Here is a 21,994-nt window from a genome sequence, read left to right on the forward strand (position 1 = left end):
GAATCGCTTTGTCGTCCTCTAGTCCGACAAATTTAGCGGATCGCTACGCATTCTTACAAGCTGAGTTAGCGCGCCTAGAGCATGCTTACTATGTTCTTGATAACCCTATTGTTCCTGATAGTGAATATGACCGCCTCTATCGCGAGTTACTTGATATTGAGGGTGCGCATCCTGAGTGGGTGACCGCTGATTCACTCTCGCAAAGAGTCGGTGGAGTTGCGCTAAAAGAATTTGATTCGGTAACTCATTCAGTGCCGATGCTTTCTTTAAACAATGCATTTGAAGATGCCGAGCTGATTGCCTTTGATCGTCGTTGCCGTGAAGGTCTGCACGTCGACCAGGTAGATTACGCGGGAGAGCTCAAATTTGATGGTCTAGCGATCTCACTACGCTATGAGCATGGTTCATTAGTCAGGGCAGCTACTCGAGGTGATGGTGCTAGCGGTGAAGATGTCACTGCCAACATCAAAACTATTCGCGCTATTCCTCTTAAATTGTCGGGGGCTAACATTCCCGAAATCCTAGAAGTTCGCGGTGAAGTTTTTATGTATCTCAAAGACTTCCAGAAAATGAATGCACAAGCTGCTGCCCAGGGTGAGAAAGAATTCGCTAACCCTCGCAATGCTGCAGCAGGGAGCTTGCGCCAACTCGACTCTAAAATCACCGCTAAAAGACCATTGTCATTCTTCGCCTATGGCTTAGGAGCGCTAGAGCCACAATCCTGGCTGCCCAAAACCCATGAAGAGTTACTTAACGCATATGTAAAGCTGGGCTTGCCAGTTTGCTCAGAGCGACGCGTCCTCAAATCGGTAGAGGAGATATTGGCTTTCTATAACGAGGTTGGCATTAAACGCGATTCATTGCCATATGACATTGATGGTGTGGTTTATAAGGTCAACTCATTTGCAGAGCAGGCTAGGTTAGGCTTTGTATCCAGGGCTCCACGTTTTGCTTTAGCTCATAAGTTTCCAGCGCAAGAAGCCTTAACCACCGTTCTCGGAATTGATGTCCAAGTAGGGCGCACTGGCGCCATTACTCCAGTTGCAAGACTTTCTCCGGTAGAGGTGGGTGGTGTCACCGTTACCAATGCCACCCTTCACAATGAGGATGAAGTGAGGCGTAAGGATGTTCGCATTGGTGATACCGTTTCCGTTCGAAGAGCAGGGGATGTAATTCCAGAAGTGGTTTCGGTGGTCAAAGAGCGCCGCCCTAGCAATGCAGCAGAATTTGTAATGCCAAAAAATTGCCCTGTGTGTGATTCACATATTGAGCGTCTAGCAGATGAAGCGGTGGCGCGCTGTAGTGGTGGTTTATTCTGCGGAGCACAGCGTAAGCAGGCATTAATTCATTTTGCGCATAGACGCGCATTAGATATTGAAGGTTTGGGTGAAAAGATCGTCGATCAGTTGGTGGATCACAATCTAGTTCGAACGCCCGCTGATCTCTATCGTCTTGGCTTTACCGCTATTGCTAATCTAGAGCGCATGGGGGAGAAGTCTGCGGACAACCTCATCGCCGCAATCAATCAATCCAGAAACACTACGCTAGCGAGATTCATTTTTGCATTGGGTATTCGTCATGTGGGCGAGACTACCGCCAAAGACTTGGCCAATCACTACCAAACCATGCATGCCCTGATGGATGCCACTCTCGAAGACTTGCTAACCGTAAAAGATGTTGGGCCAGTAGTGGCTGACTCTATCACTAGCTTTATGGAGGAAGCCCATAACCGTGAAGTGATCGAACAACTCTTAGCCTCTGGAATGCAGCTAACTGTTGAGAAAAAAGTCATCAGCGCAGCCGTAGCAGGAAAAACATTTGTACTTACGGGTACATTCCCGACGATGACGAGGGATGAGGCAAAAGATCTTCTTGAAAAGGCTGGCGCAAAAGTTTCTGGATCTGTTTCGAAGAAAACCGACTATGTAGTTGCGGGATCAGATGCTGGTAGTAAGCTGACCAAAGCGGAAGAGTTAGGTGTTCCGGTAATTGACGAGGCTGTCATGTTGGGGTTATTGAAGTAAATTTCCATTCATTTAATGCCCACTTGATTCATTAAGAGCATTTTGTGTATTCGGCAGTCGATAATTTCGGCTGTGGCTAAAAAGCTATAATTATTAGAAATATCTGTATTCTGCTTTCATGGGCGTAAGAGGCAACTAGATAAAGCAAATAAAAATTTCAGGGGTGATTTTTTTAAAGTGGATTTTATTATTTCTCTGGGTGTCATCGATACTCTTCTCTCATTTCCGTGGGCGAGTACGATTACCCTTAAGTCGCCTCTTTCTAGATCACTCGGTTATATTTGCACCCATCAATGCGGTAATGATCTTTTTTTCAAAGGTACCCACAACCCCATACGTCTCAGTCAGCGAATTTCCTGAGTTAAAAGTCCTTGAGGATAATTGGCAGGTATTTCGTGAAGAAGCATTAAATTTATCCAAAATGCAGCGAATTAAAGCATCGGAAAATCATGACGATATAGGCTTTGGTTCTTTCTTTCAGTATGGGTGGAAACGTTTTTATTTGAAATGGTATGGAGCCAGCCATCCATCTGCTGCTGAATTCTGCCCAAATACATTTGAGGTATTGAAGTCCATCCCTTCAGTGAAGGCTGCCATGTTTGCTGAGCTGCCTGCTGGAGGTAGACTTAACAAGCATCGAGACCCATATGCAGGATCCTTGCGCTATCACCTCGGCTTAATTACTCCTAACGATGATTCTTGTTTTATTGAGGTTGATGGTCAAAGATATAGTTGGCGTGATGGTAAGGGCGTCATTTTTGATGAAACCTATATCCATGAGGCTCATAACAAGACCGCTGAGTCGCGCATTATTTTATTCTGCGATATTGAGCGCCCAGTGACTTCTACATGGGTGGCCATGCTTAATAAATGGTTTAGCAAAAATGTAATGACGGCAGGTAGCTCACCAAATGATATTCGTGATCGAACTGGAGCCGTCAATAAGTTAGCTCATTTTCATCATAAGTTTGAGAAAAGGCGCAGAGAATTTAAGAGGCGCAATCATACCGCTTACAAAATAACTAAATATTTCTGTATTGCCCTGTTAATACTTTGGTTTATTTTCTTTTAACCAAATTAGCAGCCCCCGCGTATTCAGCGAGCATTGCACACACTACAGGGCTTAGCCTAGACTCCTAAGGCCTCTAGTAAGTCCGTCTCTAACAAGATCTGTAGTTTTGGATTTTTGCTCAAGTTAGCCGCATCCAATAAGAATACGTCTTCCACTCGCTCGCCCAGGGTATTGATGCGCGCGGTGTGAAGTGAAACCTGATGTTTCGCTAGCACTCTTGAGATTGCATAGAGCAGGCCGGTGCGATCGCTGGCCGAAAGAGAGAGTGCGTAGTAGTGGCCACGCTCATCTGGAATCATATGAACGCGTGGCTGAATCGGGAATGTGCGAGATTGTCTTGAAAGTCTTCCCATGCTTGGTGATGGCAATGGATCGTTATTTTGCAATGCAGCTGTGAGTTCGTACTCCACCAACTGAATAAGATCGCGGTAGCTTCCACCTTCGTCTACTAAATTGCTGCCTGAGATCTGGAATGTATCCAGTGCATATCCATGTTTTGTGGTGTGAATGCGGGCATCCCAAATTGAGAAGCCGTGGCGCTCAAAGTAGGCACAAATTCTGGCAAAGAGATCTTCCTGGTCTTTGACATAGACTGCAATTTGTAACCCTTCACCAACTGGGGAAATTCGAGCGCGTACAACAGGCGTATCGCTATCAACCTTATTAAATAGATGGCGTGTTAACCAGGCAATATCCGCAGCATCTTGTCTCAAGAAGAAAGCAACATCCAGCTGTTTCCAGAGATTTTCATAGGCCGAGTCCTCGATTGCATAGAGTCGTAGCTTGGCACGAGACTCTTCTTGATGCTGTGCAAGTTCTGAAGAGGCATCTGGTTTTGCGCCACCCAATACGCGCAAAGTTACGCGATAGAGGTCTTCTAGTAGCTTACCTTTCCAGGCATTCCACACTTTAGGGCTGGTTCCACGGACATCGGCAACGGTTAATAGGTAGAGGGCAGTTAGATGACGCTCATCACCAACCTTTTTAGCAAACGCTTGCACCACATAGGGGTCTGTAATGTCTTGCTTCTGAGCAACTTGACTCATGTTCAAGTGTTCTGCAACCAGCCAAACTAAGAGCTCGGTATCCGCCTTGTTCAATCCATGGTCTTTTGCAAACTTGCGCATATCCGCTTTACCAAGCTCAGAGTGATCACCGCCACGTCCTTTGGCAATGTCATGAAAGAGGGCGGCAATGACCAATAGCCAAGGCTTTTCAAAATGGGCAATCAGGCTGCTGCAGAAAGGAAATTCGTGCGTGTGCTCAACCACCATAAAGCGGCGTACATTACGCAGCACCATCAAGATGTGTTGGTCAACCGTGTAAACGTGAAATAAGTCGTGCTGCATCTGCCCAACGATTTTTCTGAATGCTGGCAGATAGCGACCGAGCACGCTAGTACGGTTCATCAGTTGGAAAGCGCGACTAACCCCTTCAGGCTCTTTTAGGATTTCAATAAAGAGTGCGCGGTTGACTGGATCCTTACGCCATTTGCTATCCATCTTCTGACGCGCGTTGTACAGCGCTCTAAAGATCGTTGCAGATAGGCTCTTGACGTTGGCAGTTTGTGCAAACACTAGAAAGGTTCGCAGAATTTGCTCTGGATGCTTCTGAAACAATTGGGGGTCAGTGATATCCAAAACACCTTGACGCTCAAAAAAGCACTCATTGCCTTCGCCAGCAATGGCATGAGTTGTTTTAGATTCTTGAGGGAAGAGAAGGGCTTCAATATTTTGCAGTAGAACGTCATTCAATTGATTGACCGCTTTAGCTGCCCAATAGTAGCGACGCATGATCGCTTCACTGGCAAGTCTAGAAGATTCTTCTTGGATGCCCATGGCTGCAGCAAGTGGTGCCTGCAAGTCAAACGCCAGTACATCTTGTCTGCGCTTAGCAAGCAGATGCAGGTTTGCACGTAGAGTTTCTAAGAAGCGTTGATTGCGATTGAGCTCAGTTAACTCGCGTTGAGTAACTAGACCAGCAAGACTGAGATCCTTGAATGTATTTCCTAAGTGCGCTGCTTTGCTGACCCAGGAGATTACCTGTAAGTCACGCAATCCACCGGGACTTTCTTTGCAATTGGGCTCCAGAGAGTATGGCGTATCTTGGTATTTGTAGTGACGCTGAATTTGCTCTGCTAGCTTGGCCTGAAAGAATGACTTTGGATCCAAGGTCTTTGCATAAACAGATTCAAATTCTTTGAAGAGTGTCTTCTTGCCGCAGATCAGCCTGGATTCCAGCAGGGAGGTGCGAACGGTAATATCCTGCTCGGCCTCGGAAACGCATTCAGCTACCGTTCTGACGGAGGAGCCAATTTCTAAACCAGTATCCCAGCATTGCGCTACAAACTTTTCAATCTTGGCAGCAAGCACATCTTCAAAGAATTTCTTATCCGCTGGAAGCAGAATCAAAATATCAATATCGGAGTAAGGAAACAGCGCGCCTCTACCAAATCCGCCCACGGCCACCAGAGTGGCGTCTGTATTTAAGTCACACGAATTCCATAAGCTGATGAGGAGTTCATCGCTGAGTTTGCTGAGTTGTTTGGTTAAGCGCCCAACAACTTGATGCTCACGAAAATCGTCATAGGCTAATTCTCGCGCAGCCCTTAAGCTGGCAATGTCTGCAATAGGTTTAATCGCTACGAGAGTTTGACCCATTGCTATTAAGCTAATTGGTAATTAAGCGTTAGCCAGATTTGGTCTAAATGAAAGACCTTTAACGCAATCTGGAATCGGATTGCTACCCTCTGACCAAGTTAATACCTCTACACCAGTGGCGGTTACTAAGAGCGTGTGCTCCCATTGTGCCGAGAGGCTACGGTCTTTAGTCTTCACAGTCCATTGATCAGGCATCGTACGAATATCTCGCTTGCCAGCATTAATCATTGGTTCAATAGTGAAGGTCATACCTTCTTTTAATTTCTCACCGGTACCGGGGCGGCCATAGTGAAGAATCTGTGGATCTTGATGGAATACCTTACCAATGCCATGGCCGCAATATTCACGGACAACGGAGTAGCCAGCATTTTCAGCATGGGTCTGAATGACATGGCCAATATCGCCTAGTGATGCACCAGGTTTGACTTGAGCAATGCCAAGCCACATACATTCAAAAGTAATTTGGGTCAGGCGCTTTGCGAGTACTGAAACTTCACCAACCATAAACATACGACTGGTATCGCCGTAGTAACCATCGGGAGTGATCACGGTGATATCGAGATTCACGACGTCGCCAGTTTTTAGAATCTTCTCTCCAGGAATGCCATGGCAAATCACATCATTTACCGAAGTGCAGATGGATGCTGGAAAGGGTGGATAGCCTGGCGGCTGGTAGTTCAGTGGGGCTGGAATAGTCTTTTGGACGTCGCGCATATATTCATGACAAATGCGGTCCAGTTCAGCCGTGCTGACACCAGCTTTGACATGTGGAGCAACGTGATCAAGAACTTCGCTGGCTAAGCGGCCAGCTTCGCGCATCCCTTGGATGTCTTTTTCTGCGGTAAATACACTATTCATGCCTTGATTATCAACGACTTGGCAGTTTTTGGCAGATCTGTAGTGCTTAAAAATTGGGCAAATAAGCCATTTGAAGGTATTTCCCAGGGGATTTAGATTGCTTGTGTGGGGTAGCAGGGGTCTAGGTGATTGATATTTAAGCTATAATTTCTTTCTCAGGTCAATTTTGATCTGAAATCGCGGGTTGAGCCTTCCAGGGTGGCGTTTTTTAGCGCAGCTAGGACTCAATCTTAGAAATTAACCCTTAGGAGAAGTTATGTCAGTAACTATGCGTCAAATGCTGGAAGCCGGTTGCCATTTTGGTCACCAAACCCGTTTCTGGTCCCCAAGAATGGCCCCGTATATTTTCGGCCATCGCAACAAAATTCACATCATCAACTTGGAAAAAACATTGCCAATGTTTCAGGACGCCCTGAAATTTGCAAAACAAGTTGCTGCTAATCGTGGAACTATCTTATTCGTTGGTACTAAGCGTCAATCACGCGAGATCATTGCTGAAGAAGCTGCTCGTGCTGGTATGCCTTACATCGACAGCCGTTGGTTGGGCGGTACGCTCACAAACTTCAAAACTGTTAAAGGTTCCCTCAAGCGTTTGAAGGATATGGCAGTTGCTAAAGAAGCTGGCGATTGGGAAAAGCTTTCCAAGAAAGAAGCTTTGACTAACGATCGCGATCTCGACAAGTTGCAAAAAGCGCTTGGCGGTATTCAAGATTTGAACGGCGTTCCTGATGCGATTTTCGTAGTGGACGTTGGCTATCACAAGATTGCTATTACCGAAGCTAACAAGCTTGGTATTCCTGTTATCGCTGTGGTTGATACCAATCACTCACCAGAAGGCGTTGATTACATCATCCCTGGTAACGATGACTCCAGCAAAGCTGTTCTTCTCTACGCTCGTGGCATTGCTGACGCAATCCTCGAAGGTAAATCAAACTCTGTTCAAGAAATCTTGACTGCCGTTAAAGAAGGCGAAGAAGAGTTTGTTGAAGAAGGGAAAGCTGAATAATGGCCGCTATTACCGCTGCAATGGTTGGCGAGTTACGCGCCAAGACTGATGCTCCGATGATGGAGTGCAAAAAAGCATTGACTGAAGCTGATGGCGATATGGCTCGTGCAGAAGAAATTCTGCGTGTAAAGCTCGGTAGCAAAGCTGGTAAGGCGGCATCCCGCGTTACTGCTGAAGGTATTGTTGCTTCAGCCATTAATGGCACTACAGGTACTTTGCTTGAAGTGAATTGCGAGACTGACTTCGTTTCAAAGAATGATGATTTCTTAGCATTTACACAAGCCTGCGCAAATCTGATTTCTGAAAAGAATCCAGCTGACGTTGCTGCATTACTTGCATTGCCAATGAATGGTCAAACTGTTGATGAAGTTCGTAGCGCCTTGATCGGTAAGATCGGCGAGAACATCATGCCACGCCGCTTCAAGCGTTTCGCTGGTAGCAACAAGTTGGTTTCTTACCTCCACGGTACTCGTATTGGCGTTATGGTTGAGTTCGAAGGTGATGAGACTGCAGCTAAGGACGTGGCAATGCATATTGCTGCAATGAAGCCAGTGGCTTTGTCGATGGCTGATGTTCCTGCTGAAGCAATTGCTGTTGAGCGTAGTGTTGCTGTTCAAAAAGCTGCTGAATCTGGCAAGCCACCAGAAATCGTTGAGAAGATGGTTGAAGGTTCTATTCAGAAGTACCTCAAAGAGGTTTCTTTGTTGAACCAAACTTTCGTTAAAAACGATAAGCAATCTGTTGAGCAGATGCTCAAAGCAGCAAACACAACAATCAAGGGCTTCACAATGTTTGTTGTAGGTGAGGGCATTGAGAAGCGTCAAGACGACTTTGCGGCTGAAGTTGCCGCACAAGTGGCTGCTGCTAAAGGCGCTTAATTAGCTCCAAAACTGCTGGGCTTGCCCAGTAAGGCTGTAATACCCAAAAGGGCATAGAAATCTTGGTTTCTATGCCCTTTTGTTTGATCTGTGCCAAGCCCTTTATAATTTGGGCAAGATATTAAAAAGTACTTAAAGATCAATAAGCTAAGCAAGTAAATTGCTTGGCAAATTACGGAAAATAAAACGATGCCAGCCTACAAACGTGTTCTCTTAAAACTCTCTGGTGAAGCCCTCATGGGGGATGATGCTTTTGGCATCAATCCAGTCACCATTGATTCCATGGTTAAAGAAATTGCTGATGTAGTAAATAGCGGTGTTCAATTGGCTATTGTGATCGGTGGCGGAAATATTTTCCGTGGTGTAGCAGGTGGTGCGGCCGGCATGGATCGCGCAACCGCTGACTACATGGGAATGCTTGCCACCATGATGAACTCACTTGCACTACAAGATGCTTTGCGCCAGAAAGGTGTTGAGGCGCGCGTGCAATCTGCCTTAAGAATGGATCAAGTAGTTGAGCCTTATATTCGCCCGCGTGCAATTCGTGCATTGAGCGAAGGCAAAGTAGTGATCTTTGCTGCGGGTACTGGTAACCCGTTCTTCACTACTGATACAGCTGCTGCTTTGCGCGGTGCTGAGATGGCTGCAGAGATCGTTCTAAAGGCCACGAAGGTAGATGGCATTTACAGCGCTGATCCAATGAAGGATCCAACAGCCACTCTCTACAAAACAATTACTTTTGATGAGGCAATCATCAAAAACTTGCAAGTGATGGACGCAACTGCTTTTGCATTGTGTCGTGATCGCAAATTACCAATCAAAGTGTTTTCGATTCTCAAGCCAGGCGCATTGATGCGCGTGGTTCAGGGCGAATCTGAAGGTACTTTAGTACACGTTTAATAGGAGGCTTGATGTCCGCAGCAGAAATTAAAACCACTACCGATCAAAAGATGCAGAAGTCTCTTGAGGCTTTGAAATCCAATTTAGCCAAGATTCGTTCTGGTCGTGCAAATCCGGGAATTTTGGAGCACATCCAGGTCGATTACTACGGTAACCCAACACCGCTAAGCCAAGTTGCTAGCTTGGGTTTGGCTGATGCTAGAACCATTAACGTTCAACCATTTGAAAAGACTATGGTTGGCGCAATTGAGAAGGCGATTCGTGATTCTGACTTAGGTCTTAATCCAGCTTCACAAGGTACTGTGATTCGCGTACCAATGCCTGCGCTGACTGAAGAGCGTCGCCGTGATCTGACCAAGGTTGTTAAAAACGAAGGTGAAGAAACTAAGATCGCTGTACGCAATTTACGTCGTGATGCAAACGAACATCTCAAGCGCCTTACTAAGGATAAAGAAATTTCTGAGGACGACGAGCGTCGTGCAACTGATGACATTCAGAAGATGACTGATCGTGCAGTAGTTGATGTCGACAAAATCATCTCTGAAAAAGAAAAAGAGATCATGACGGTTTAATCGTCAGGTTATTTTTATTATTCGCTTTATGACACAGCACACTAGCTCTACCTTGGTTGTTCCAGAGGTCAGTGCTATCCCTCGCCATGTTGCCATCATCATGGACGGCAACGGGCGTTGGGCCAGTAAGCGTTTCATGCCGCGGGTAGCGGGGCACTCAGAAGGTTTGGGTGCTGTTCGCAAGATTGTTCAAGAGTGTCGCCGCCTAGGCGTGGAATATCTCACTGTATTTGCATTCAGCTCTGAAAATTGGCGCCGCCCACCAGAGGAGGTGGGCTTCTTAATGAAGTTGTTTCTTAAGTCATTAAAGAGCGAAGTTTTTCGTCTCGCCGAAAACGATATCTCCTTACGTCTCATTGGCGACCTTAGCCGCTTTGATTCTGCTATCCAGGAGATGGTGCAATTCTCCGAAGAAAAAACTGCTGGCTGCAAAGGACTCACTTTTACGATCGCAGCTAACTATGGTGGCCGTTGGGATATCTTGCAGGCAATGCGCCAATGCTTGACAGCCAATCCTGGCTTGAAGCCGGAACAAGTCTCTGAAGAGTTATTGCAACCCCATTTATCCATGGCTTATGCACCAGAGCCGGATTTGTTTATTCGCACTGGTGGTGAACAGCGCGTCAGCAACTTCTTGCTCTGGCAACTAGCTTATACCGAGTTGTATTTCACGGATACTCTTTGGCCTGATTTTGATGAGGCTGAACTACATAAAGCGTTTGACTGGTTTAGTCAGCGCGAGCGTCGTTTTGGACGCACCAGTGCTCAGCTGGCTTCCGAGCCTTTGAGTGACGCAGTCTAAGTACCTCTCACTTCCCCATATGCTTAAAACTCGAATCATTACTGCCACTATTTTGATGGCAGTGCTATTGCCTATCTTGTTTTTATTGCCGCCGATTTATTTAGGTGGATTCTTTCTAGTGGCACTAGTTGCCGCCGCCTGGGAATGGAGTCGCATGATTGCTCCTGAGGCAAGAAAAGCTGCCTGGCTCTATGCCGTTTTTTGTTTGGCTATCATTTTATTTTTGCTGGGCACACAGGCAATCTCATGGCAGTTCTCCTTGCTGATGATGGCGGTCTTATTTTGGTTTTTCCTGGCGCCATTTATTTTAGCAAAAGGGATGAATCTTTCCCTTCAAAAATTCAAACCTTTCTACAGCATTTTGGGCTTAATCATTCTGCCGGCCACTTGGTTCGCATTGGTATTCCTGCGTGAACTCGGCTTAGTCTTTTTATTAAGCAGCATGGCTCTAGTTTGGGTTGCGGATATTGGCGCATATTTCGTTGGCAAGGCTTTTGGTAAACATAAGTTGGCCGTAAATATCAGCCCAGGGAAGTCGATTGAAGGGGCATTGGGCGGCCTTGTGCTTTGCTATATCTATGCATTTCTTTGTGTAATGTATTTGCCGCTAGGTGATACTTTATTTGGCGCTTGGGCCATTCGATTTGGCTGGGTACCCATGTTCTTAATGGTTACTGTATTGGCTGCATTTAGCGTCTTCGGTGATTTGTTTGAGTCTCAGTTAAAGCGCTTGGCTGGTGTTAAAGATAGCAGTCATTTGTTGCCCGGTCATGGTGGTGTACTCGATCGGGTTGATGCACTTATCCCAACAATGCCGATAGCTGCTCTACTAGCTGGATTGATTTGATGTCTGTTAAGCAAGTTGCTATCCTAGGATCTACGGGATCGATTGGTGTCAACACCTTAGATGTGATTCGGGCTCATCCCGAGCGCTTCAAAGTTGTTGCTCTGACTGCTGCTAAACAAATTGATCGTTTAGCTGAGCAATGTATTGAGTTCAAGCCAAGCATTGCGGTAGTGGCTGATGCTGATGGCGCCGCCAAGCTGAATCGTCTCTTGCAAGAAAAAAAGATTGTTACTCAAGTTCTCTATGGGCCTCAAGCCTTAGTCAGTGCGGTAACTGAATCTGGTTGCGACACCGTAATGGCGGCGATTGTTGGTGCTGCTGGTCTAGTTCCAGCCTTGGCTGCGGCGCAAGCAGGTAAGCGCGTATTGCTGGCCAATAAAGAAGCCTTGGTGATGTCGGGTAATTTATTTATGCAGGCTATGAAAGCGGGTGGTGGTGAGCTGCTCCCAATTGATAGTGAGCACAATGCAATTTTTCAATGTTTGCCAGATCGTTTCACCAAAAACCCTTCTGATCATTTTGGGGTTGAAGAACTTTGGTTAACTGCTTCAGGCGGACCCTTCAGGGATAAATCAATTGCAGATTTAGCAGGCATTACTCCGGAGCAAGCTTGCGCGCATCCAAACTGGGTGATGGGTAGAAAGATTTCGGTTGATTCGGCAACGATGATGAATAAAGGTCTCGAGGTGATTGAGGCTTTTTGGCTGTTTGGTTTGCCGCTAGAAAAGATTAAGGTCCTGATTCATCCACAGAGCGTAGTGCATTCCATGGTGCGCTACCGAGATGGCTCAGTTCTGGCGCAAATGGGTCAGCCTGATATGCGGACACCGATTGCTTATGGATTGGCTTGGCCTGAACGTATCGATGCTGGTGTCGCCCCCTTGAATCTGACGCAGTTGGCTGGCCTGAGTTTTACGGAGCCTAATTTCACCCAATTTCCTTGCTTGAGTTTGGCCTTTGCTGCCGCAAAAGCAGGGGGTACTGCTCCAGCTGTATTAAATGCCGCCAATGAAGTTGCGGTTGCCGCTTTCTTGGATGATGGATTGGCTTACTTAAGCATTCCAAATGTGGTGGAGCACTGCTTAAATGCCCTGTCTCCAGTGGCAGCCGATTCGCTTGAAACGATTCTTGAGACTGATGCCCTAGCTCGTCAAACTGCGAATCAGTTTATTCACGCAATTCAGAAATAGATCGGTAGATTTTGCAGGCTTTAATCACTCTTGGCGCATTCTTAGTCACACTGGGTGTATTGGTTAGCTTCCATGAATACGGCCATTTTTTGGCAGCTCGCTTGTGCGGTGTCAAAGTGCTTCGCTTTGCTCTGGGATTTGGTAAGCCGATCTTTACTTATCGTGCTAGCAACGGTACCGAGTGGGTTCTAGCTTCCATTCCTCTTGGCGGCTATGTCAAATTATTGGATGGTCGCGATAGTCAGCAAAAAATTCCGACACAAGAGCGCCCCCAGTCTTTTGATATAAAGCCACTATGGCAGCGTTCTTTGATTGTGGCTGCAGGACCATTTGCCAATTTCCTATTGGCCATTATTTTATTTTCAGTGATTTATGTCTCAGGCGTCCCTCAGTTGCCGGCTCGACTCCAGGCTCCCCCTGAACAATCAATTGCCGCAAAATTAGGGGTGAGTGCGGGTGATGAGGTTATTGGCTGGCAATCTCTGTCATCTGACTACAACAGCGCCCCCATTCTTGAAGAATTTGACCCCATACCAAGCTGGAATGCATTACGTTGGTTTTTATTGGATGCGATCACCGGAGAGCAGGGTTTTGCTTTGGAGATGCAGGACGCCTCTGGCGCTCGCCACGTTAAATCCTTCCGACAGGGCGATTTACCCCCAATTTCACCAGAATCTGACCCATTTCAAGCCTTGGGCTTGCTTCCGCAAGTTAGCCCACCATCGGAGTGGAAAGAGCTTAAATTAGGTCCTTTAGATGCCCTAGGTTTTGCAACCCAAAGGGTCTATTTGATCACCAAGGTCTCCGCGAGGCTGATGCTCGGTTTGTTTACCGGCAAAACAACCCTAAAACAGCTTGGCGGGCCATTGAGTATTGCGGATATGGCGGGGAAGTCCGCTCAGGTTGGTTGGCAGCCATTTATTGCCTTCCTGGCTCTCATGAGTATCAGTATTGGACTCTTGAATTTAGTGCCCTTACCAATGCTAGATGGGGGTCAGCTCCTGTATGATGCATGGGAGTTGGTTGCTGGTAAGCGAATTTCTTTATCCCTGCAGGAAAAGCTCCAAAAAGTGGGTTTTTTGCTGTTGATATCGCTTTCCTTGCTGGCCTTGTTTAACGATTTGCAACGCTACCTTTCACCTTGAATTTTCTGAATCTCTCTTTTCGCTCCGTAACTCGATTTGTTGCCCAAGTCGCCCTTATTCTTGCTGCTGGATTTTGCGTAAACGTACAAGCGGCTGACTCTTTCGTTATTAAAGATATTCGAATTGAGGGTTTGCAGCGAGTGGAGCCGGGTACCGTATTTAGTTACTTGCCAGTTCAAGTTGGCGATACCTTCACTGAAGAGAAGAGTGCGGAAGCTATTAAGGTGCTCTACAGCACCGGCTTTTTCCGAGATGTGCAGATTCAAGCACAAGGCAATGTACTAATCGTGATCGTTGAAGAGCGCCCTACGATCTCCCGTATTGAATTTACTGGAATGAAAGAGTTTGACCAGGAGAATATTCGCAAGTCGCTTAAGGCGGTTGGCGTTGCTGAAGCTCGCTTCTACGATAAAGCTTTGGTTGATAAGGCTGAGCAAGAGCTTAAACGCGCATATGTTGGTAAGGGGATGTATGCCGCTGAGGTGGTTGCAACTGTTACTCCAGTTGAGAGAAATCAGGTTGCCGTGTACTTCAATATAGATGAAGGACCTGTAGCGAAGATTCAGGAAATTAACTTCATTGGTAATAACGTATTTAGCGAAAGTACACTGAGGAGTCAGATGCAGCTAAAAACTGGCGGATGGCTTTCCTGGTATAGCAAAGACAATTTATATTCCAAGCAAAAGCTCACGGCTGACTTAGAGAACATTCGCTCTTATTACCTCAATCGTGGATATCTTGAGTTCGTCATCGAATCTACCCAGGTTTCTATTACTCCAGACAAAAAAGGCATCTACCTTACGATCAGCATTCGTGAAGGCAATAAGTTCACCGTTAAGGATGTTCGTTTGGCCGGTGAGTTATTGGGCAAGGAGGCTGAATTGATTCAGCTGGTAACCCTTAAGCCTGGTGATACCTTTTCATCTGCCAAGCTCACTGAGAGCACTAAGGCTATTGCAGAGATTTTGGGTTCTTACGGTTATGCATTTGCAACCATTAATCCGCAACCTGATATTCGTCGAGATTTAAGCGAGGTTGATTTGACTCTCGTGGTAGATCCAGGTCGTCGTGTTTATGTCCGTCAGGTGAATATCTCTGGTAACGCCAAAACTCGAGATATGGTGGTTCGTCGTGAAATGCGCCAGTTTGAAAGTTCATGGTTCGATAGCGAAAAGATTGATCTATCCAAAAAACGTCTAGGTCGTTTGGGTTATTTCACGGAGACCGACGTTTCTACACAGGACGTTCCTGGATCTCCGGATCAAGTGGATGTTAATGTGAAGGTGACTGAAAAGCCAACTGGCGCAGTAACTCTTGGGGCAGGCTTCTCTTCAACCGAAAAATTGATCCTCTCTGCGGGTATTAATCAAGAGAATGCCTTTGGTACGGGCACGGCCGTAGGTCTAAATATGTCTCTCGGTAAGATTAACCAAAGCTTAGCTTTGTCAAACTACGATCCTTACTTTACTGAAGACGGCATCAGTCGTTACACTGATTTGTTCTACAGATCATCTAAGCCACTGTATTACATTGGCGATCCTGACTATCAAATTAAGTCGGTAGGATCAAATATTAAATTTGGCGTTCCCTACACTGAGGTTGATCGCGTTTTCTTTGGAACTGGTATTGAGGCATTTCAGATTAAATCTACCTCCAATACGCCTCAGCCTTATCTGAATTACATGGTGGATTATGGTGCTGCTGCACCTGGCTATCCTGCAACCCTTAATACGTACAACGTTCCAATCACTGTTGGTTGGTCACGTGATGGTCGCGATAGCGCCTTAATCCCATCAACTGGCTCTTTGCAGCAATTGAATGCTGAGGTGGGGACGCCAGTGGGCAATATGATGTTCTACCGCCTGTTTGGTCAGTATCAAAAGTACCACTCTTTCTCAAAGGCCAACATCCTATCCTTTAACGGTGAGGTTGGTTACGGTGAGGCCTACGGCAAGTACCCATTCCCGATTACCAAAAACTACTATGTTGGTGGCATTGGATCAGTTCGAGGCTATTCACCGGGATCTCTTGGACCCACTTATTACAATGTCAATACAGGCACCAATCAGCCTACCGGCGGACAGTCTAAGATTGTTACTAACGTTGAGTACACCGTGCCAGTACCTGGATCTGGGGTTGATAAAACCTTGCGAGTATTTGGCTTCGTAGATGGCGGTAATGTCTACGGTGAGAATATCAATCTTGTCTTGCGATATTCTTATGGCTTGGGTTTATCATGGATATCACCACTTGGCCCACTGAAATTCAGTTATGGTATTCCGATCAAATCGTTACCAACGGATAATATTCAGCGTTTGCAGTTCCAGGTGGGTACAGCGTTTTAATTGTTTAAGGAAAGTTTTATGAAGCTTCGTCAATCTTCTAAATGGATTCAGTACAGCTTAATTGCTGCTTATTCACTAATCGCATTGCCACAAGCATTCGCACAAGATGCTGGAACTCGGGTTGCAGCTGTTAACGTTGAAAAAGTTTTCAACGAATCCAATATGGCCAAAGCAAGCCAAACTAAATTGCAAAATGAATTCATGAAGCGTCAGAATGAAATTCGTGACAGCGCTCAAAAAATTAAGTCTGCCGCTGAAAAGTTGGACCGTGATTCTGCTGTAATGTCTGAGGCGGATCGTGTTCGTCGTCAACGCGAACTGTCAGATCAAGATCGCGAACTGCAGCGCAAACAACGCGAATACACTGAAGATCTAAATCAGCGCAACTTTGAAGAGCGTGCCAAGATTGCTGAAAAAGCAAATCAAGCTCTCAAGCAAATTGCTGACCAAAGAAAAATTGATGTCATTATTCAAGATCCAGCCTATGCCAATCCAAAGGTTGATGTTACTGATGATGTCATCAAGGCTTTGAATAGTCTCAAGTAAGTTTTATGCCCACCGCCATCGAGCTGGCCGAACAGTTTCAAGTAAGCTTGGTGGGGGATGGCTCCCTCGCGCTTCAGGGTCTCGCTCCTCTCGAGCGAGCCCAGTCAAGCCAAATCTCGTTTCTTTCCAATCCCCTGTATCGTCAGCAGGCTAGTGATAGCGCTGCTGGTGGCTTAATTGTTAGCCAGTCGGATTTGGATTTTCTTCAGGCAAATCCAAGCGCAAACTCTGCGCAGCGCGTGTATTTTGTCTCTAAAAATCCATATGCAACTTTTGCCAGAATGGCGCAGCACTTTGCCAAGGCAACTGCACCTATCTATACTCCTGGTGTGCATCCTAGCGCGGCAATAGATTCATCAGTCAGTATTCCTGCTTCATGTCATATCGGACCTTTTGTGCAAATTGGTCCTGGCGTGAAATTGGGTGAGCGCGTTACCTTGTTGGGCAATACCTCAATCTCTAGAAACTCCAGTATTGCTAGTGACACTTTGATTTATCCCAATGTTTCCCTTTATTCAGAAACCACGATTGGCGAGCGCTGCATTATTCATAGCGGTGCTGTGATTGGTGCTGATGGCTTTGGTTTTGCCCCTGATTTTTCTGCCACTGGTGCCGAGTGGGTCAAGATTCCTCAGACTGGCACTGTAGTGATTGGTAATGATGTTGAGATTGGTGCATCCACTACGATTGATCGTGGCGCAATGAGTGACACCATCATAGGCAATGGAACTAAGATTGATAACCAAGTGCAAATTGCGCACAACGTAGTGGTTGGCAATTGCTGCGTGATTGCTGGTTGTGCGGCGATCTCGGGGAGCACCAAAATTGGAAACTTCTGCATCATTGGTGGCGCTGCTAACTTTGCAGGTCATCTCACTATTGCTGACAGAACCACCGTGTCTGGAAATACTTCGATTATTCGCTCCATCGCTGAACCAGGCCAGCACTACACGGGTGTCTACCCGTCAATGCTTCATAGTGCGTGGGAGAAAAATGCAGCCATTTTGCGGGGTCTAGATAAAATACGTCAACGCCTACGATTATTAGACAAATCTAAATAGATCACCACCACATTACAAAATTAGAAACTTTATTCAGCAGGTAAATACATGAGCAAACCTATCGCTATCGACATCAATCAAATTTTGAAGTTGTTGCCACACCGGTACCCATTTTTATTGGTTGACCGCGTCTTAGAGATCGAGCCTCGTCAAAGCATTACTGCTTTAAAGAATGTCACCATGAATGAGCCATTCTTTCAGGGGCACTTTCCCGATTTTCCAGTGATGCCTGGTGTTTTGATTATTGAAGCGCTTGCTCAAACTGCTGCACTCCTTACTTTTTCAGAAGTCCGTGAAGAGAATGCGATTTATTACTTCGCAGGTATTGATGGAGCGCGTTTTAAGAAGCCGGTATTGCCTGGCGATCAACTGATTATGACGGCCAAGTTAGAGCGTGAGCGTGCTGGCATCTATAAATTCCAGGTGCAAGCTACTGTAGATGGTGAGTTGGCTGCAGAAGCCAATATTACTTGTGCTGTTCGTACGAAAGGTGCGTAATGACTCGGATTCATGCATCCGCAGTAGTTGATAGTAAAGCTGAGCTCGCTAGCGACGTAGAGATTGGCCCATATTCTGTTATTGGACCAAATGTCAAAATTGGGGCTGGTAGCAAGATTGGATCTCATACCGTAATCGAGGGTTACACCACGATCGGTAAAGAAAATACCTTTGCTCACTTTGCCGCAATTGGTGGCGCCCCTCAGGACATGAAATACCGTGGCGAACCAACTCAATTGATTATTGGCGATCGCAATACGATTCGTGAGTTCACCACCATTCACACTGGTACATCTCAAGATGTGGGCATTACCCGCATCGGTAATGACAACTGGATCATGGCTTATGTGCACATTGCACATGACTGCCAAATTGGCAACCACACGATTTTCTCAAGCAATGCACAAATTGCTGGTCACGTGAAGGTGGGTGATTGGGCAATTATGGGCGGCATGTCAGGCGTTCACCAGTTTGTTCGCATTGGTCAGCATGCCATGCTCGGTGGTGCCTCTGCCTTAGTTCAAGACATCCCACCGTTTGTGATTGCGGCCGGAGATAAGGCTTCTCCACATGGTATTAACGTGGAAGGCCTCAAGCGTCGCGGTTTCTCAAGCGAAACCATTTCAGCATTGCGTCAGGCCTACAAGGTTCTCTATAAAGATGGCCTCAGCTTTGAAGAGGCTAAAGTAGAGATTCAGAAGATGGCGCTAGCTAGCGCATCTGATGCTGCTACTGCAGAAAAGCTGACAGAGTTCCATGACTTTATTGCCGCCTCCACGCGCGGCATTATCCGATAGAGTAGAGCTAGTGTCTAAACTTGCTTGTGTTGCCGGAGAGCCTTCGGGTGACTTGCTGGCAGCGCCAGTACTCAGTGCGCTAAAGCAGATTCCTGATACCTCCGATTTGGAGGTTTACGGTATTGGTGGACCTCGCATGCAAGCAGAGGGCCTAAGGTCTGATTGGCCTATGGAGACCCTCAGTGTTCGTGGATACGTTGAGGCTATCAAGCAGCTGCCCGCTATTCTGAAACTGCGCAAAGAGCTCATTAGCAATCTTACAGGTGAGGGGCGTCCCGATGTATATCTCGGCATTGATGCCCCCGATTTCAATTTAGGTGTGGAGTTGGCTTTGCGTAAAGCCGGCATTCCCACCTTACATTTTGTTTCTCCATCGATTTGGGCGTGGCGAGCAGGGCGCATTACGAAGATCAAGCAAGCGGTTGAACGCATGCTCTGCATCTTCCCTTTTGAAACTGAGATCTATGAGCGCGCCGGCATTAGCGCGACTTATGTTGGGCATCCTCTAGCTAGCGAAATTCCGCTTGAGCCAAATCCAGCCTCAGCCAAACAAAGAATCGAGCAAGCATTAAACCTATCCACCAATGCATTAAATGGAATTGTTGTTTCAGTTCTACCGGGCAGTCGCGGTTCAGAAATTGAACTTATTGCGCCAGTCTTTTTTGAAACCATGGACGAGCTTGTGAAGCGCATGCCAGGGCAGTCTCTACATTTTGTGATCCCGGTAGCAACCCCGCGCTTGCGAGCACCACTCGAGGCTTTACTGAAAAACACGCTAGAGAAGAATCCAAGCCTGAATATTTATTTAATCGATGGTGAGGCGGATGCGGTCCTGGAAGCCGCTGATGTTGTGTTGATTGCTAGTGGTACTGCAACATTGCAGGCTGCGCTCTGGAAAAAGCCGATGGTGATTTCGTATAAGGTGCCTTGGCTGACAGCGCAGATTATGAAACGACAGGGATATCTGCCTTATGTTGGGCTCCCTAATATTTTGTGCGGTGAGTTCGTTGTCCCTGAGCTTCTTCAGGATGATGCGACCCCAAGTAAATTAGCTGATGCCTTATTGACTTGGTTAAATAACCCTAACAAAGTTGCTCAATTAAAAGCACGTTTTGCAGAAATGCATGAGACCTTACGTAGGCCAACCGGTCTATTGGTTGCTCAAGCTGTGGCGCAAACGATTGCTGCAACGAAAAGTCGGAATTCTGTGTGAGTGTAATTTGGGTATGTGGTGTTGATGAGGCAGGGCGTGGCCCATTGGCTGGGGCGGTTGTCGCTGGTGCTGTCGTTCTTGATCCCGAAAACCCTATTGCTGGTTTAAAAGATTCTAAAAAGTTATCGGCTGCCAGACGCGAGTTTCTATTTGAGCAAATTCAGCTTAAGGCAAAAGCCTGGGGTATCGGTGAAGCAAGCCCAGCCGAGATTGATCAAATCAATATTCTGCAGGCGACAATGTTAGCGATGCGCCGTGCAATTGAGGATCTCACTACACGCTTGGGCGGCTGGCCAGACAAAGCTTTAATTGATGGAAATCGCTGCCCTGAACTTCCGATTTCGGCAGAGGCTATTGTCAAAGGCGACACCAAGGAGCCCGCTATCTCGGCGGCCTCGATCTTGGCTAAGGTCACACGTGATCGTCAGATGATGGCTTTACATGAATTGCACCCCCAATATGGATTTGCTCAACACATGGGCTATCCAACAGAGGCACATTTTGCTGCCTTAAAGGAATTTGGAGCCTGCGATCAACATCGTCGGAGCTTTTCACCAGTTCGCAATGTCTTGGCTCTGCATAGCCGATAATCATAATTATGAAAATGGAATTTATCAGCTCAAAAGACAATTCCTTGTTTAAGGAAATTCGTCAATTACAAGCGACTGGCCCCAAGGGTCAGAAGGCCCGATTTGCTTGTGGCCAGGCTTTGCTGGAAGGCATTCATTTGGTTCAAACTTGGGTTGGTAATCCAGCGCTCAAGACCTTGATTACCTCCGAATTGGGTTTGCAGAATCCAGAGATTGCCCAGGCCGTCTACGACCATGTAGAAATTTGTCCTGAGACTCGCGTTTATCAATTGGATAAGGGTCTCTGGGATTTGCTATCTGATTTGGTAAATGCCCCGCAAATTGCGGGATTGCTAGATCTTCCTGAGTCTGCCTTAAACCCACAAAAGTCAGTTGCGACGATTTCTGGCGATGTGATTATTTTGGATCGCATTCAGGATGCGGGTAATGTGGGTTCTATCTTGCGTACTGCGGCCGCAGCCGGTTTTACACAGGTCATTGCCTTAACTGGTTGCGCTCACTTGTGGTCAAGTAAGGTATTGCGTGCTGGCATGGGTGCCCATCGCTTATTAGATCTTTATGAGGGCTGGTCAGCTCCACAAGTACTCAGTGCCGTAACGGCACCATTACTGGCTGCTACTGCCGATGGTGAGTTAGATCTCTTCAATATGCCCAAGGTATTAATGCATCCGGTTGCTTGGGTAATGGGCAGCGAAGGGCAGGGTGTTTCTGAAGACCTCATGGCTCAAGCTAAAGGCGTATCAATCCCGATTGATCCACGCGTTGAGTCTCTAAACGTATCTACCGCTGCGGCAGTGTGCTTGTTTGAGACCCTCAGAGTGAGGCGCGCTTAGATAGTAGTTTTTTCACGAGGGGCCGCTTTCGGTCTTGATTTCAACCCGTCGATGCAACACACTACAAACTGCGTAAGCGCAAGGAGTGTTGCTCATGAAACAACGACCTCGAATCTATTACACAGCTACCCAGAAGGCTTTAATGTGGGAGCGCTGG

Annotated in this window: 20 protein-coding genes; 18 read left to right on the plus strand and 2 right to left on the minus strand. The window is 46.6% G+C overall.

Going from position 1 to position 21,994, the window contains the following annotated elements:
• Positions 1-8 precede the first annotated feature (8 nt).
• On the plus strand, positions 9-2,024 hold the full coding sequence (ligA, locus tag ICN30_RS10115; protein WP_216275383.1) for an NAD-dependent DNA ligase LigA: 2,016 nt from the start codon (positions 9-11) through the stop codon (positions 2,022-2,024).
• Positions 2,025-2,325: 301 nt separating this feature from the next.
• Positions 2,326-3,096, plus strand: coding sequence for an aspartyl/asparaginyl beta-hydroxylase domain-containing protein (locus tag ICN30_RS10120; RefSeq protein WP_216863425.1), 771 nt, complete (start codon positions 2,326-2,328; stop codon positions 3,094-3,096).
• A gap of 56 nt (positions 3,097-3,152) precedes the next feature.
• Here ICN30_RS10120 and ICN30_RS10125 read toward each other — a convergent pair whose 3' ends face one another.
• A complete protein-coding gene (locus ICN30_RS10125; RefSeq protein ID WP_216275384.1) occupies positions 3,153-5,756 on the minus strand; it encodes a [protein-PII] uridylyltransferase in 2,604 nt (867 codons plus the stop codon).
• Between the two features lie 21 nt (positions 5,757-5,777).
• On the minus strand, positions 5,778-6,677 hold the full coding sequence (map, locus tag ICN30_RS10130) for a type I methionyl aminopeptidase (RefSeq protein WP_216275410.1): 900 nt from the start codon (positions 6,675-6,677) through the stop codon (positions 5,778-5,780).
• A gap of 193 nt (positions 6,678-6,870) precedes the next feature.
• Here map and rpsB point away from each other — a divergent pair, with 193 nt between their 5' ends.
• The 16 genes from rpsB to ICN30_RS10210 all read left to right on the plus strand — a co-directional run bounded on the left by rpsB (position 6,871) and on the right by ICN30_RS10210 (position 21,837).
• Positions 6,871-7,620: a 30S ribosomal protein S2 gene (gene rpsB, locus ICN30_RS10135; protein ID WP_015421433.1), complete on the plus strand. Its 750-nt coding sequence runs from the start codon at positions 6,871-6,873 to the stop codon at positions 7,618-7,620.
• Complete coding sequence (tsf, locus tag ICN30_RS10140) at positions 7,620-8,498, plus strand: translation elongation factor Ts (RefSeq protein ID WP_046330462.1); 879 nt, start codon at positions 7,620-7,622, stop codon at positions 8,496-8,498. Before rpsB ends, tsf begins: the two co-directional genes overlap by 1 nt.
• A 189-nt stretch (positions 8,499-8,687) precedes the next feature.
• The gene (gene pyrH, locus ICN30_RS10145) at positions 8,688-9,398 is read left to right on the plus strand and encodes a UMP kinase (RefSeq protein WP_215374847.1); all 711 of its coding nucleotides are present in this window, start codon (positions 8,688-8,690) and stop codon (positions 9,396-9,398) included.
• Between the two features lie 11 nt (positions 9,399-9,409).
• Positions 9,410-9,970: a ribosome recycling factor gene (gene frr / locus ICN30_RS10150; RefSeq protein ID WP_216180578.1), complete on the plus strand. Its 561-nt coding sequence runs from the start codon at positions 9,410-9,412 to the stop codon at positions 9,968-9,970.
• Positions 9,971-9,998: 28 nt separating this feature from the next.
• Positions 9,999-10,772, plus strand: a complete 774-nt coding sequence (uppS, locus tag ICN30_RS10155) for a polyprenyl diphosphate synthase (protein ID WP_216275385.1) — start codon at positions 9,999-10,001, stop codon at positions 10,770-10,772.
• Positions 10,773-10,791: 19 nt separating this feature from the next.
• A complete protein-coding gene (locus ICN30_RS10160; RefSeq protein ID WP_216275386.1) occupies positions 10,792-11,619 on the plus strand; it encodes a phosphatidate cytidylyltransferase in 828 nt (275 codons plus the stop codon).
• Positions 11,619-12,809, plus strand: coding sequence for a 1-deoxy-D-xylulose-5-phosphate reductoisomerase (ispC, locus tag ICN30_RS10165; RefSeq protein ID WP_216275387.1), 1,191 nt, complete (start codon positions 11,619-11,621; stop codon positions 12,807-12,809). The genes ICN30_RS10160 and ispC overlap by 1 nt, the downstream gene beginning before the upstream one ends.
• 11 nt (positions 12,810-12,820) lie before the next feature.
• A complete protein-coding gene (locus ICN30_RS10170) occupies positions 12,821-13,954 on the plus strand; it encodes an RIP metalloprotease (RefSeq protein ID WP_216275389.1) in 1,134 nt (377 codons plus the stop codon).
• Positions 13,951-16,299, plus strand: a complete 2,349-nt coding sequence (gene bamA, locus ICN30_RS10175) for an outer membrane protein assembly factor BamA (protein ID WP_216275390.1) — start codon at positions 13,951-13,953, stop codon at positions 16,297-16,299. The genes ICN30_RS10170 and bamA overlap by 4 nt, the downstream gene beginning before the upstream one ends.
• Positions 16,300-16,317: 18 nt before the next feature.
• Positions 16,318-16,845, plus strand: coding sequence for an OmpH family outer membrane protein (locus ICN30_RS10180; RefSeq protein ID WP_216275391.1), 528 nt, complete (start codon positions 16,318-16,320; stop codon positions 16,843-16,845).
• A gap of 5 nt (positions 16,846-16,850) precedes the next feature.
• Positions 16,851-17,906 (plus strand): UDP-3-O-(3-hydroxymyristoyl)glucosamine N-acyltransferase, encoded by a 1,056-nt coding sequence (gene lpxD, locus ICN30_RS10185; protein ID WP_216275396.1) that lies wholly within the window; start codon positions 16,851-16,853, stop codon positions 17,904-17,906.
• 48 nt (positions 17,907-17,954) lie between these two features.
• Complete coding sequence (gene fabZ / locus ICN30_RS10190) at positions 17,955-18,404, plus strand: 3-hydroxyacyl-ACP dehydratase FabZ (RefSeq protein ID WP_015421422.1); 450 nt, start codon at positions 17,955-17,957, stop codon at positions 18,402-18,404.
• Complete coding sequence (gene lpxA / locus ICN30_RS10195; protein ID WP_216275398.1) at positions 18,404-19,201, plus strand: acyl-ACP--UDP-N-acetylglucosamine O-acyltransferase; 798 nt, start codon at positions 18,404-18,406, stop codon at positions 19,199-19,201. Before fabZ ends, lpxA begins: the two co-directional genes overlap by 1 nt.
• Positions 19,161-20,414, plus strand: a complete 1,254-nt coding sequence (lpxB, locus tag ICN30_RS10200) for a lipid-A-disaccharide synthase (RefSeq protein ID WP_216275400.1) — start codon at positions 19,161-19,163, stop codon at positions 20,412-20,414. The genes lpxA and lpxB overlap by 41 nt, the downstream gene beginning before the upstream one ends.
• Positions 20,411-21,004 carry a ribonuclease HII gene (gene rnhB, locus ICN30_RS10205; RefSeq protein WP_216275402.1) on the plus strand — a complete coding sequence of 198 codons (594 nt, stop codon included), beginning with the start codon at positions 20,411-20,413 and terminating at the stop codon, positions 21,002-21,004. The genes lpxB and rnhB overlap by 4 nt, the downstream gene beginning before the upstream one ends.
• 14 nt (positions 21,005-21,018) lie before the next feature.
• Entirely contained in the window at positions 21,019-21,837 is an 819-nt protein-coding gene (locus ICN30_RS10210; protein ID WP_255533213.1) for an RNA methyltransferase, read from the plus strand.
• Positions 21,838-21,994: the final 157 nt, after the last annotated feature.

This window comes from Polynucleobacter sp. 31A-FELB (genome assembly GCF_018882405.1).
In the GTDB taxonomy this organism is placed as follows: Bacteria; Pseudomonadota; Gammaproteobacteria; order Burkholderiales; family Burkholderiaceae; genus Polynucleobacter.

Coding starts and splice junctions, on each gene's coding strand:
- ICN30_RS10120 (WP_216863425.1), top strand. CDS start 2,326: ATGATCTTTTTTTCAAAGGTACCCACAACCCCATACGTCTCAGTCAGC.
- ICN30_RS10125 (WP_216275384.1), bottom strand. CDS start 5,756: ATGGGTCAAACTCTCGTAGCGATTAAACCTATTGCAGACATTGCCAGC.
- rpsB (WP_015421433.1), top strand. CDS start 6,871: ATGTCAGTAACTATGCGTCAAATGCTGGAAGCCGGTTGCCATTTTGGT.
- tsf (WP_046330462.1), top strand. CDS start 7,620: ATGGCCGCTATTACCGCTGCAATGGTTGGCGAGTTACGCGCCAAGACT.
- pyrH (WP_215374847.1), top strand. CDS start 8,688: ATGCCAGCCTACAAACGTGTTCTCTTAAAACTCTCTGGTGAAGCCCTC.
- frr (WP_216180578.1), top strand. CDS start 9,410: ATGTCCGCAGCAGAAATTAAAACCACTACCGATCAAAAGATGCAGAAG.
- uppS (WP_216275385.1), top strand. CDS start 9,999: ATGACACAGCACACTAGCTCTACCTTGGTTGTTCCAGAGGTCAGTGCT.
- ICN30_RS10160 (WP_216275386.1), top strand. CDS start 10,792: ATGCTTAAAACTCGAATCATTACTGCCACTATTTTGATGGCAGTGCTA.
- ispC (WP_216275387.1), top strand. CDS start 11,619: ATGTCTGTTAAGCAAGTTGCTATCCTAGGATCTACGGGATCGATTGGT.
- ICN30_RS10180 (WP_216275391.1), top strand. CDS start 16,318: ATGAAGCTTCGTCAATCTTCTAAATGGATTCAGTACAGCTTAATTGCT.
- lpxD (WP_216275396.1), top strand. CDS start 16,851: ATGCCCACCGCCATCGAGCTGGCCGAACAGTTTCAAGTAAGCTTGGTG.
- fabZ (WP_015421422.1), top strand. CDS start 17,955: ATGAGCAAACCTATCGCTATCGACATCAATCAAATTTTGAAGTTGTTG.
- lpxA (WP_216275398.1), top strand. CDS start 18,404: ATGACTCGGATTCATGCATCCGCAGTAGTTGATAGTAAAGCTGAGCTC.
- lpxB (WP_216275400.1), top strand. CDS start 19,161: ATGACTTTATTGCCGCCTCCACGCGCGGCATTATCCGATAGAGTAGAG.
- ICN30_RS10210 (WP_255533213.1), top strand. CDS start 21,019: ATGGAATTTATCAGCTCAAAAGACAATTCCTTGTTTAAGGAAATTCGT.